The 11523-nt window shown below is 71.8% G+C and carries 11 protein-coding genes and 1 riboswitch; of the genes, 5 read left to right on the top strand and 6 right to left on the bottom strand.

Features of this window, described 5'->3' with window-relative positions; genetic code table 11:
- Positions 1 to 105: 105 nt before the first annotated feature.
- The 5 genes from ACQBAS_RS04555 to ACQBAS_RS04535 form a co-directional block, all read right to left on the bottom strand.
- Complete coding sequence (locus ACQBAS_RS04555) at positions 106 to 507, bottom strand: universal stress protein (protein WP_427385203.1); 402 nt, start codon at positions 505 to 507, stop codon at positions 106 to 108.
- 193 nt (positions 508 to 700) lie between these two features.
- On the bottom strand, positions 701 to 1834 hold the full coding sequence (gene metX / locus ACQBAS_RS04550) for a homoserine O-acetyltransferase MetX (RefSeq protein WP_427385202.1): 1134 nt from the start codon (positions 1832 to 1834) through the stop codon (positions 701 to 703).
- 12 nt (positions 1835 to 1846) lie between these two features.
- Positions 1847 to 1957, bottom strand: a riboswitch (SAM riboswitch).
- Positions 1958 to 2067: 110 nt separating this feature from the next.
- Positions 2068 to 3291, bottom strand: a complete 1224-nt coding sequence (locus ACQBAS_RS04545; RefSeq protein ID WP_427385201.1) for a DUF4192 domain-containing protein — start codon at positions 3289 to 3291, stop codon at positions 2068 to 2070.
- Between the two features lie 96 nt (positions 3292 to 3387).
- Entirely contained in the window at positions 3388 to 3816 is a 429-nt protein-coding gene (locus tag ACQBAS_RS04540) for a YkvA family protein (RefSeq protein ID WP_427385200.1), read from the bottom strand.
- 103 nt (positions 3817 to 3919) lie between these two features.
- On the bottom strand, positions 3920 to 4666 hold the full coding sequence (locus ACQBAS_RS04535) for an EcsC family protein (RefSeq protein ID WP_427385199.1): 747 nt from the start codon (positions 4664 to 4666) through the stop codon (positions 3920 to 3922).
- A 128-nt stretch (positions 4667 to 4794) separates the two neighbouring features.
- Between ACQBAS_RS04535 and ACQBAS_RS04530 the strand changes: the two genes are divergently transcribed.
- From ACQBAS_RS04530 to ACQBAS_RS04520, 3 genes are read left to right on the top strand one after another with little or no spacing between them, the layout of a single operon-like run.
- Positions 4795 to 5682 carry a sulfurtransferase gene (locus ACQBAS_RS04530; RefSeq protein WP_427385198.1) on the top strand — a complete coding sequence of 296 codons (888 nt, stop codon included), beginning with the start codon at positions 4795 to 4797 and terminating at the stop codon, positions 5680 to 5682.
- Between the two features lie 11 nt (positions 5683 to 5693).
- A complete protein-coding gene (locus tag ACQBAS_RS04525) occupies positions 5694 to 6170 on the top strand; it encodes a SufE family protein (RefSeq protein WP_427385197.1) in 477 nt (158 codons plus the stop codon).
- Positions 6171 to 6225: 55 nt separating this feature from the next.
- Complete coding sequence (locus ACQBAS_RS04520) at positions 6226 to 8019, top strand: DNA polymerase (protein ID WP_427385196.1); 1794 nt, start codon at positions 6226 to 6228, stop codon at positions 8017 to 8019.
- 25 nt (positions 8020 to 8044) lie between these two features.
- Here the strand turns inward: ACQBAS_RS04520 and ACQBAS_RS04515 are convergent, their stop codons facing one another.
- The gene (locus ACQBAS_RS04515) at positions 8045 to 8965 is read right to left on the bottom strand and encodes a PAC2 family protein (RefSeq protein WP_427385195.1); all 921 of its coding nucleotides are present in this window, start codon (positions 8963 to 8965) and stop codon (positions 8045 to 8047) included.
- Positions 8966 to 9200: 235 nt separating this feature from the next.
- Here ACQBAS_RS04515 and ACQBAS_RS04510 point away from each other — a divergent pair, with 235 nt between their 5' ends.
- Positions 9201 to 9791, top strand: coding sequence for a TetR/AcrR family transcriptional regulator (locus ACQBAS_RS04510; protein WP_427385194.1), 591 nt, complete (start codon positions 9201 to 9203; stop codon positions 9789 to 9791).
- Positions 9792 to 9862: 71 nt separating this feature from the next.
- Positions 9863 to 11413 carry an MFS transporter gene (locus ACQBAS_RS04505; RefSeq protein WP_427385193.1) on the top strand — a complete coding sequence of 517 codons (1551 nt, stop codon included), beginning with the start codon at positions 9863 to 9865 and terminating at the stop codon, positions 11411 to 11413.
- The last annotated feature ends 110 nt before the right edge of the window (positions 11414 to 11523 follow it).

Below are 11523 nucleotides of genomic sequence, written 5' to 3'. Positions count from 1 at the left end.
CTTGACGACCATTATAAATCGACACTCGCTCCAACGCCGAAACCGGCCGCCGGATTCCGCGCCCGTCTCGCCGGCCCGCACACTCACGCGCGAGCCGGCGTCGGCTCAGGACGAGGCCTTGACAGCGAGGACGGCGCAGGGCGCGTCGAGCAGGATCCGCTGGGCGTTCGACCCGAGGATCAACTTGCCGACGGGCGTGCGTCGACGCAGACCGATGACGATGAGGTCGGCGTCGAGCTCCTCGGCCACCTCGATGAGGTCCTCGCCGGGCTCGTTGCCTCGAACGACCATGCGCAGCTCGTAGTCGACGCCGGTGTCCTTGAGACGGGCATCGACCTTCGCCTTGCCCTCGTCCTTGGCCTGGGCGGCTTCGTCGGTGAAGCTGCGGCCGCCCCGTTCGGAGTTGATCACGACCAACTTGGTCTTGCGCAGCTGGCACTCCTCGACGGCGCGCTCGAGCGCGGCGTCGCCCTCCTTGGTCGGCACGTAACCCACGATGATGGTCATCGAAACCTCCTGTGTTGCTCCGGTCCGCGGGCGCCATCGCCCGGATGGGCCGAACCTACCCGAAAGCGTCGCCTCGGGTGCCGTGTCCGATGGGCGCGATCGCTGCTGTGGCCGGGCCGTGACCATCGTGCGTTCACGACGTCGCCCACCAGGGTCGCGTCGCCAGGGTCGCGCGGCGAGAGGTCGCGCGTCCTCAGGACAACGCGTCACGCAGGATGACGCCGACCTGGTCGCGCTCGGTGAGGAAACCGTCGTGGCCGACCATCGAGGAGATGGTCCGCAGTCGGGCCCCCGCCGGCGCCTCCGACACGATCTCCTCGGACAGGCGTGGCGGGTAGAGGCGGTCGGAGTCGACGGGCGCCACCACGAGGCGCCCGCGGAAGGGGGCCAGTGCCGCGGCCACTCCCCCGCGTCCGCGGCCGATGTCGTGTGAGTTCATCGCCTCGGCCAGCACGACGTAGGAGTTCGCGTCGAAGCGGCGGGCGAGCTTGGCGCCGTGGTGGTCGAGGTAGCTCTCGACCGCGAACCGACCCCCGCCTCCGAGCGGGTCCGCCGTGCCCTGCGGTCGACGGTCGAAACGGTGGTGAAGTTCGAGCTCGGAGCGGTAGGTGACGTGCGCGATCCGTCGGGCGTTGGCCAGACCGGCCTCCGGTCCGCGCACCTGGTCGTAGTAGTCGCCGCCCCGGAAGTGCGGGTCGTCCCGGATCGCCTGCACCTGCACCTGGGTCCAGGCGATCTGCTCGGCGGTGGCACGCGCGGTCGAGGCGAGCACGACGGCCGACTCGACGCGATCCGGGTGGCTCGCGACCCACTCCATGGTCCGCATGCCACCCATCGACCCGCCGAGGACGGCGCGCCAGCGGGAGATGCCGAGGGCGTCGGCCAGGCGCGCCTCCGCGGCGACCTGGTCGCGGATCGTCACGAAGGGGAATCGCCCGCCCCACGGGGCTCCGTCGGGCGCGGCCGAGGACGGCCCGGTCGTGCCCTGGCAGCCGCCGAGGACGTTGATGGCCACGACGAAGTCTCGCGCCGGGTCCAGCGGCGCCCCGTCGCCGATGAGACCGTCCCACCAGCCCGGCGTCGGGTGCGCCGGCGTCGCGGGCCCGACGACGTGACTGTCACCGGTCAGGGCGTGCTCGACGAGGACCGCGTTGTCGCGGTCGGCGCTGAGCGTTCCCCAGGTCTCGTACGCCAGCGTGACGGCGGGCAGTCGGCCACCGGCCTCGAGTTCGACGGGACCGATGTCGAGGAACCGGCGGTCGCCGGGATCGTCGCCGGGTCGCCAGGCGTGGCTCGAGGTGTCGGGGCTGTGGGAGGTGATCGTCACGGGTCTGCTCCTGCGCTTCGCTTGCCCGACCACTGCGGCCGCGCCAGGTCATCACCCGGGGCACCCCATCGCGAAGAGGGTTGCCGCCCAGCAAGCCGGGGCTGTGTGCTGGAACTCATGACCTTTGCGGGATTCTATCCGAGCAACCGTCCACCATCGGAAGCGTGCCGCACTGCGAGACCGGCCCCCTTCGGCCCCGGCCCTCACCTCGGGACTCGACTCGGGGCAGAAACTCAGCGCGGGGTGCGCGCCCGCACCCCGAAGTCGAGCAGCCGCCCGATGAGCTGAGCCAGCCGGTAGTCCGGCTCGACCTCCAGCGCCCGGTCGATGGCCGACCGCGCCAGTGCGCCGTCGCCGCGCCACCACGAAACATCGGCGAGCAGCGTGAGTGCGGGAGCCGCCTCCTGTTCGGGCAGGGCACGCACGAGGTCGAGCAGCCGGTCGACGAGGACGAGGAAGGCGGCGTCTCGCGTCTGCGCGTCGGGAGGTGCGCCGCCGCCCTCGAGACCGTCCACCGTGGCTCGGAGGCTGAGGAGTTCCACGGCGAGGTGTTCGACCTCCTCAGGCGTGAGGTCGTCCACGTCCTCGCCGTCGGGTCCGAGCGCCGCACGGGCCAGGTCGAGGAGTTCGTCCGCGGTGAGCAGGTCGACGTCGGGTCCGGACCACCATGGCCGGAGGGGCACGGCCGCGACCGCTCGCTCGCGCACGTCACGGTCGAAGACCCGCATGCGCAGGGAGTCGGGGAGGATCCGCCCGATCAGGGCATCGCGGAACACCACGTCCCGCAGCGAGCGGGCCAGCAGCAGCGCCTCGGACGCGGTGACGACGTGGTCTCGGGCCGCTCCGGCGACCCGCACGGGGGCCGCGTCCACGTCCGTCAGCCGTCGCCAGAGGTCGAGGACGGGCCCCTCGCCCGACCCGCCACGGCCGAGCGAACCGACGAGGGCCCCCGCGAGGGCGGCTCGCTCATCGGGTCGCACGAGGTCGGCGACGGCGTCGCGATCCGGCAGCGGCGACACTCCCCGCGCCACGAACTCGCTGACGGCGGGAGTGTCCGCGGGAGCGGGCAGTGGTGTCCCCTCGCCCGGGCAACAGGACCCCGTGCAGGTCGGTGTGAACCAACGGCCGTCGCGCACGACGAGCGTGTCGAGCAGGTCGATTCCGGCCTCGACGACCGCGTCGCCGAGCTGGGTCAGCAGAGGCAGCGAGTCCCCTTCGTGCGTCTCGTAGCCGATGAGCAACACGCCCTCGGCCGCGTCGTGGCGCAGGACGGGTTCAAGCAGGGCGGAGCAGGCCGACGCGACGCGCTCGACGGGCGGTAGGTCGAGTCGCTCCGTGAGCCCGAGCAGCCCGTCTCGCACACAGACGAGGACGACGCAGTCGGACGGCTGGTAGCCGAGGGTGTAGGGCATGAGTGCCAGCACGTCGGCGGCACCTCGAACGGTCGTGGTTGTCATGGCCACGACGGTCGCGCAGCACGCTCACGTTCGCCCGTGGCGTCAGCGCCCTGTGGACAACGAGCGCCCCTCAGGCGGGTCTGTTCATGCCCACGGTCATCCCCCGGTGCGACGCGGCGGCGCCTGGCCCGACACGGTCTCCCCGGGGACGGTCTGGTGCGCCGCGCGGGAGGACGCCGCGCCCGCACCCGCGGGCACGCCGCGCTCCCAGGCGAGGAACTGCTCGGTCTCGTTGACCAGGGTGGCGGCGAGCCAGCTGAGCACCATGGCGTCGTCGGCCAGGCCGAGGACGAGCAGCAGGCTCTCGGGCATGAGATCGACCGGCGAGACGATGTAGGCCACACCGGCAGCGATCAACGCGAGGCGACCCGCGGAGACGCCGGTGTACTGCCCGCGCCGGACCGCCACGGCGAGCCGAGGCAGGGCCACGAGGCGCTCACGCAGGGACGGCGAGCCGGGACGGGTGGCCAACCGAATTGCGGTGGCGAGGTTGCGGGCGGCCGAGACCTTGGCGAATCGGGACATGTGGGCGGGTTCCTTCCCCCTGGGCCACACAGATGTGGGCCGGTCGTCGACATCAACGACCGGCCCCACACCGAAGATTCCCGGCCGTTCCCGGCCGTGCGGATCAGACCGCCTTCGTGACGAACTCCTTGCGAGCCTGGTCGGCGATCTTCTTCAGGAGGTAGCCGTCCATGCCGGCACCGACGACGCCGCCGGCCAGCGGGATCGCGCGTCCGAAGCGGCTCAGGGTCTTGCGACCGGCGCTGGAGAGGATCCGGAAACCGACCGCCTTGTTGACGACCATGAGGGCCGGGCCGGGGAGTCGCTGGGCGGCGAGGTTGGTCAACCGGCCGGCCGGTGCCACGACGCCCGCCTTCGCGAGCAGGTCCTCCGCGTCCGCTCCCACGAGGGTGAGCAGCACGGCGGAGCGGATCTGCTGGTGCTTGAGGTCGTAGCCGCGCAGCTGGGCCACCGCCGCGGTCATGCGGGTGGCGAGCAGGTAGAAGGCGAGAACGTTCGCCGGAAGGGCGATCGGCAGGGTGACGAAGCCACCGACGCTCGTGACGAAACCCTCGGCCGCGGCCAGCTTGAGGTGGTCGCGCACGACCTCGTCGACGGCCTCGTCGACGTTTCCGGCGTGCTTGGCCAGGGCGGACCGGGCCACCTTGTCGGCGGAATCGAACGGGCCCTTGCCGTCGATGCCGCTGTCGAGCAGATTTTCGACGAGTTTGGTCGCGGACCCCCCGATGAAGCCCTGGTCCTCCTGCGGGTCCTTCGCCTGCTCGAGTGCCGAGCGGGTCTGCTTGAGCTGCTTCTCCGCCTCCTTGGCCTCGTCCTTGCCGAAACCGAGTGCGCTCGTGATGAATCCCACGTGTCCTCCTGTGGTCGGGACTGACTGATTCGATCCGTGGACATCCTGCCACCCTCGCGAGGGGGTCCGTCGCGCCGAGGGTCGGAGCACCCGGGCGCGACCCGGCGGTCACGACCTACTGTTGAGGTATGACTCAGGACCCCGCCACCCCCGACACCTCGTCCGCCTTCGCCCACCCCGAGCGCCTCGTCACGACGCAGTGGCTCGCCGACCAGATCGCTGCGGGCGCCACGGCCTCCGGCGGCGACATCGTGGTCCTCGAGTCCGACGAGGACGTCCTGCTCTACGACACCGGCCACATCCCCGGCGCGCTGAAACTGGACTGGCACCAGGACCTCAACGACCCCGTCACTCGTGACTACGTCGACGGCGCCCGCTTCGCCGAGGTCATGTCCACACGCGGCATCGGTCGCGACACGACCGTCGTCATCTACGGCGACAAGTCGAACTGGTGGGCGGCCTACGCGCTGTGGGTGATGACCCTCTTCGGCCATGAGGACGTGCGCCTGCTCGACGGCGGACGCGCGAAGTGGGTCGCCGAGGGCCGCGACCTGACCCGCGAGGTCCCCGCCGTGACGCGCGCCGACTACCCGGTGATCGAGCGCCACGACAACCCGATCCGCGCCTTCAAGGACGACGTCCTCGCCCACCTCGGCAAGCCGCTCGTCGACGTGCGCTCCCCCGGGGAGTACTCGGGCGAACTGCTGCACATGCCCGACTACCCGCAGGAGGGGGCCATGCGCGGTGGCCACATCCCCGGTGCGAAGTCCGTGCCGTGGGCGCGTGCGGCCAACGAGGACGGCACCTTCCGCTCGCGGGAGGAGCTCGAGGCCATCTACCTCGAGGAGCAGGGACTGTCGGCCGGCGACGAGGTCGTCGCCTACTGCCGCATCGGCGAGCGCAGCTCGCACACGTGGTTCGTGCTGACCCACCTCCTGGGCTTCGAGAACGTGCGCAACTACGACGGCTCGTGGACCGAGTGGGGCAACGCGGTCCGCGTGCCCATCGAGAAGTGAGCGGGGCACCCATGACCGCCGACGAGATCAAGAAGGTCGTGCCGTCCTCCCTCGCGCAGATCGCCGAGGACTTCCGAGACATGGACGTCAAGGACCGTCTCCAGTTGCTCCTGGAGTTCTCCGACGAGCTGCCCGAGCTGCCCGAGCGCTATGCCGACGCCCCGGAGAAGATGGAACAGGTGCACGAGTGCCAGTCGCCCCTCTTCCTCGTGGTCGAGGTGGACTCGGAGCCGGCGGAGGCTCCGCTCGAGCGCCAGGTCCACCTCTTCTTCCAAGCCCCGCCGGAAGCGCCGACCACGCGTGGCTTCGCCGGGATTCTCGCCGAGGGCCTCGACGGGCTGACCGTCCGCGAGGTCGTCGGCACTCCCGACGACGCCCCGATGTCCTTCGGTCTCGCCGAGGTCGTCTCGCCGCTGCGCATGCGCGGCATGGTCGCGATGCTCAGCCGGATCAAGCGTCAGGCGGCACTCAAGGCCGGCATCGTCTGACACCCCGTTGCCGCCGACACGCACGCGTGTCGGCGGCTCGGGATAGCGTCACGGCGTGCCCGGTCCTCCGCCCTTCGTTGCGCTCTCCCTCGGGAGGGAGCACGGCGCACTCTGCGGCGTCGTCGACGGCAGTGACGTCTCGGTCGCCGGTCCGGTGTCCGAGGTGGTCGCCGCCGCCCTCTCCCTCGAAGGTCGCGTGGGTCCCCGCTGGGTGTGGTGGTCGGCGGCGTCCGAGGCGTGGCCGCTCGTGCGGGCGCACGTCCCGATCGCCCGCTGCTGGGATGTCGCCGAGGTCCACCGCTTGCGTCACGGCGGGTGGCGGGCCGGCCCCGAGCTGGCCTGGGCCGCCGTGCACGACCTCGACCCGCGGGGTGTCCCCGCCCCACCGGGGGACGACCTGTTCGACCTGCTCGCCGATGACGACGGTCTCGATCCCGAGGCGCTCGTCCGCCCCGACGGTCACCTGCGCGCCGACGCGGTCGTCGGCCGGTGGCAGTCGACGCCGCAGCGGGCGGCTCAGTGGGCCGCCGCGTCGCTGACCGTCGCGGAGCGTCAGCGCGAGGACATCGGCTCCGGCTCACCGAGTCGGTCCCGCGCGCTCGCCACGGCGATCTCCGAGTCGGCCGCGGCCCTGCTCTGCCTCGAACTCGAACGCGACGGACTCCCGATCGACCGCCCGGTGGTCGAAGACCTCATCGCCCGGTCTGCGGGGGTGCGGCCCAGCGACGAGGCGCAGGCGCTGGTGATCCGTCGCGAGCGGGACGCGCGGGTGCTGGCCCATGCGCCCGGTCGCCCGACGACCGACCTGCGCAACCCCGCCCAGGTCAAGGAGATGCTCGCCTCCGCGGGCGTCGACGTCCCCAACACGCGCAAGTGGACGCTCGAGGCGTATCGCGACACCCACCCGCTCGTCGAAGCCCTGCTCACGTGGCGCAAGGACGAGCGAATCGCCACGACCTACGGCTACGGCTGGCTCGACCGCCACGTCGGCGCCGATGACCGACTGCGCGGCGCGTGGACCGCGTGCGACGGGGCGGCCGGCCGGATGACGGCGCAGAACGGGCTGCACAACCTGCCTGCCGACCTTCGTCCGGCCGTGGCGGCCCAGCGCGGCCACGTCCTCGTGCGGGCCGACCTCGGTCAGATCGAGCCGCGGGTCCTGGCCGCCGTGACGGAGGACGACGAGTTCGCGCGGGCCACCCAGGCCGACGACCTCTATGCGCCGGTCGCGCAGCGGCTCGGGGTCGAGCGCGCCGTGGCGAAGGTCGCCGTGCTGGCTGCCATGTACGGCCAGCGGTCCGGTGCCGCGGGCGAGGCGCTGAAGGGGCTCGAGCGCGCCTATCCGGTCGCGATGGCCCACCTCGACCGCGCCTATGAGGAAGGTCGCACGGGCCGGCCCGTGCGCACCCACGGAGGACGACTGGTCCGGACCGACTTCTCCGTCACGCCCCGACCCGCGGAGGCCGAGCCCTCCGCACCCTCACCCGACGCCGGGCCGAGGACCGACTCGGAGGCCGCCGCGGCGCGCGGACGATTCGCCCGCAACGCCGTCATCCAGGGCTCAGCGGCGGAACTCTTCAAGGCGTGGGCTGCCACCGTCCGAGCCGGCTTGCGCTCCCTGCCCCGCGGCGACGAGTCCACCGCCGGCCAGGCTCAGCCGCGCGCCGAGATCGTGCTCTGCCTGCACGACGAACTGCTGATCCACACCCCGGCGGAGTGGGCGCAGGACGTCGTCGACCTCGTGCGGACCGCGCTCGACGACTCGGCCCGTCGGTGGACCGGCTCGACGCGGGTGCGGTTCGTCGCCGACGTGTCGGTGGTCGATCGGTGGTCAGAGGCCAAGGGCTGAGCCCCGGCTCGTCGACAGGTGTCGGTCAGGCGTCGCCGTCGTCGGAGACGGTCCGCAGGAAGTCCTCGAACTCCGCGCCGAGCTCGTCGGCCGACGGCAGCTCGGACCCCTCGGCCGCGAGCAGGTTGGGCCGCTCGAGTCCGCGCAGGTGGACGTCGTACTGGCGCTCCAGCGCGGCCACGGCCTCCCCCACCTCGGGGTTGTCGCGGACCTCCCGCTCGATCTCGAGCCGGTTGCTGCCGGCCGCCGCGACGAGGTCGTCGTTGGGCAGGTTGAGCCCGCTGACGTCGACGATCGCGTTGAGCGCCGTGAGCGCGGCGTCGTGGAACTCGGCCTGCGCGAGGTAGTGCGGCACGTGGATGGCGAAGCCCACCGCGTCCTGGCCGGCCTCGCCCAGGCGAAGCTCGAGCAGGGCGGACAGGGAGGCGGGCACCGCGACCTTCCCGAAGACGGGGTTGCGCTCCCCCACGAGGCGCGTGTCCGTGGCGTGCACCGTCATGCCGACGGGACGCGTGTGCGGCACGGCCATGGGGATGCCGTGGGTGGAGACGGTGAGGGTGACCCCGAGCTGGCCGATGATGAGGCGGATCGCCTCGATGACGCGCTCCCACTGGAAGTCCGGCTCGGGGCCGGTCAGCAGGTAGTAGGTCTGGCCGTCGCGGTCGCGGAGGCGGTAGAGCAGGAGGGCGGGGTCCTCGTAGGACGTCCAGGCCGTCGCCTCGAACGTCATCGCGGGCCGCCGGCCGCGGTAGTCGAGGAGCGCGTCGATGTCGAAGGACGCGACGACCGTCGCGTCCTCCGCCGTCTCAAGGAGGTGGCGCACCAGGAGCCGCTGGGCGCCGCCCGCGTCCATGAAGCCGTCGAAGGCCACGAGGAGGGTGCCCGGGGCGGGCGTCTCGAGGTCGGTGTCGACCTCGAAGCGGAAGAGCTCGGTGGGGTTCTGCACGGGGTGGCCTTTCTCCTGCAGCGCTGGGGACAACTTCTCGGCACAACGCCGGGCGGGGGTCGATGATTCCGGCCTCCGCTCGGGGGTCGGGTGTGGGTGCCCGGCCTGCCGACGGAAAAACTCCGGGGGATCCGGGAACAAGGAGCGCGAGGGCGTCGTTGGCACCCGATGAAACGAAACAGTTTCGTTTCATCGGCCCACGAAGGAGCACCGGATGTCGACCTCGACGAGTGCCATGACACGCCCCCGTGTCACCGGCGAGCGCGAGACCGAGATCCTCGAGGCGGTCATCGAGGTCCTGCGGGACCACGGCTACGACCGGCTCACCTTCGATGCCGTGGCAGCGGCGGGCCAGGCGTCCAAGGCGACGTTGTATCGCCGCTGGCCGCACAAGCGCGACCTCGTGCTCGACGCGATCTCACTGCTCCTGGACTGTCCTGCGGATCGGGACCCCGACACGGGGTCACTGCGCGGGGATCTGCTCGCGCAGGCCTGTGCCGACGGTGGCGTCGCCGACGAGGAGATCGTCGGCGTCTGGGGGGCCCTGCTCCCGGTCATCCACCGCGACCCCGAGCTGCTCACGGCGATCCAGCAGCGGCTCGTGGCGCCCAAGATGGCCGCCGTGCGTCAGATCTTCGTCAATGCACAGGAGCGCGGTGAGGTCGGCCCCGACGCCGACCTCGACACGCTCCTGATGGTCCTGCCCGCGCTCTCCATGCACGAGTCCATGCTCACGGGCAGGCGGCTCGAGCCCGAGCGCGTGGCCCAGATCGTGGACAACGTCGTCCTCCCCGCCTGCGCGGCGACGCTCGCGTCGCCCCGCTGAGCGGCACTCCCACCCCCGCACGACCACCCCCGCCGGCGCCCCTGCTCGGCGGGACCGAGAGGAATCCCCTGATGTCATCCACACCACTGGACGTCGCCGAACCCGCGGCCGCGTCGCACGATCGCCCGCCGCGCCATCTCGGCATCGCGCTGACCCTCATCAGCGCGGCGCAGCTGATGATCGTCCTCGACGGCACCGTCGTGAACATCGCCCTCCCCCACCTCATGGCCGAGCTCGGCTTCACGCCCGACAACCTGTCCTGGGTCGTGACGATCTACACGCTGGCCTTCGGCGGGCTCCTCCTGCTCGGAGGCCGCCTGGGCGACCTCTTCGGTCGCCGCCGGATGTTCACCCTCGGTGTGGCCCTCTTCGCTGTCGCCTCCCTGGCCGGCGGGCTGGCCCAGGACGACCTGACGATGCTGGGCGCTCGCGCCCTCCAGGGCCTCGCCGGTGCGCTCGCTGCCCCGAATGCCCTCGCCCTCATCACCACGACCTTCCCCGCCGGCAAGGAGCGCAACCGCGCCATGGGCGTCTACGCCGCCATGTCCGGGGCCGGTGCGGCCATCGGCCTCATCCTCGGCGGCGCGCTCACCGAGATCGACTGGCGTTGGACCTTCCTCATCAACATCCCGATCGGCCTCTTCGTCGCCCTCATGGCGCCGCGCTTCCTGACCGAATCCGAGGGTGGCGAAGGCGGCCTGGACATCCCGGGGGCCGTGACGTCGGTCCTCGGCCTCGGCTCCCTGGTCTACGGCCTCACGCACGCGGCGTCGCACTCGTGGAGTGACCGGACCACCGTCGGCTTCCTCGTCGCCGGCGTCGTCCTCCTCGTCGCTTTCGTCCTCATCGAGCGCCGCACGACCCACCCGCTCATGCCGGTCCGCATCCTCGCCGACCGCACCCGCGGGGTGTCATTCCTCGTCATGCTCATCGTCGGCGCGGCGATGTTCGCGATGTTCTACTTCCTCGGCCTCTACATCCAGCAGGTCCTCGGCTACTCGGCCCTCAAGACGGGTTTCGCCTTCCTGCCCTTCTCGATCGGCATCGTCGCGGGAGCCCAGGTGGGCTCGCAGCTGATGTCCCGGGTCGACCCGCGCTGGATCGCCGGCGTCGGCACCGCGCTGGCGGCAATCGGGATGTTCGGCTTCTCGCTGCTCGAGGTCGACAGCACCTACTGGCTGCACCTCTTCCCGTGGGTCGTCGTCCTCGCCGCCGGTATGGGCCTCACCTTCGTCCCGATGACGCTCACCGCGGTCCACGGCGTCGACCACGACGACTCGTCCGTCGCCTCGGCGGTGCTCAACACGATGCAGCAGGTCGGCGGGGCGCTCGGCCTCGCCACCCTGAGCACGGTCTTCGTGAATGCGTTGCAGGACAGGGCCGCCGAGCTCGGGGCGGCCGCTCAGGCCGCGGCCGCTCAGGGTGGCACCACCCCGAGCGCGGAGCAGATCGCGGCCGCCACGAAGGAGATCGCCCTCCAGGCTCAGACGCACGGTTCGAGCGTCGCGTACCTCGTCGCCGGCGGCATGATCGCCGTCGCGTCGGTGCTCGTGATGACGCTCCTGACGGTCAAGCACGAGGAGCTCGCGCACGACGGCGCCGAGCCCGTCCACATGGGCTGATCGACCGACGGTCCCCTCGCGGGCCCGCACCGTGGGTCCCGTCCCCGACGCCGCCGCCCCCGACCGCACTGGTCGGGGGCGGCGGCGTGTCCGGCTCGTGCGTGGTCGTC

The sequence above is a fragment of the Janibacter zhaoxuefangae genome (assembly GCF_050271985.1).
Lineage (GTDB): Bacteria > Actinomycetota > Actinomycetes > Actinomycetales > Dermatophilaceae.
This window is presented reverse-complemented; position numbering and strand designations above follow the sequence as displayed.

Bases quoted from the DNA above. Each gene is read 5' to 3' on its own strand.
- ACQBAS_RS04555 (WP_427385203.1), bottom strand. From the start codon at position 507: ATGACCATCATCGTGGGTTACGTGCCGACCAAGGAGGGCGACGCCGCG.
- ACQBAS_RS04545 (WP_427385201.1), bottom strand. From the start codon at position 3,291: ATGACAACCACGACCGTTCGAGGTGCCGCCGACGTGCTGGCACTCATG.
- ACQBAS_RS04540 (WP_427385200.1), bottom strand. From the start codon at position 3,816: ATGTCCCGATTCGCCAAGGTCTCGGCCGCCCGCAACCTCGCCACCGCA.
- ACQBAS_RS04530 (WP_427385198.1), top strand. From the start codon at position 4,795: ATGACTCAGGACCCCGCCACCCCCGACACCTCGTCCGCCTTCGCCCAC.
- ACQBAS_RS04525 (WP_427385197.1), top strand. From the start codon at position 5,694: ATGACCGCCGACGAGATCAAGAAGGTCGTGCCGTCCTCCCTCGCGCAG.
- ACQBAS_RS04510 (WP_427385194.1), top strand. From the start codon at position 9,201: ATGACACGCCCCCGTGTCACCGGCGAGCGCGAGACCGAGATCCTCGAG.
- ACQBAS_RS04505 (WP_427385193.1), top strand. From the start codon at position 9,863: ATGTCATCCACACCACTGGACGTCGCCGAACCCGCGGCCGCGTCGCAC.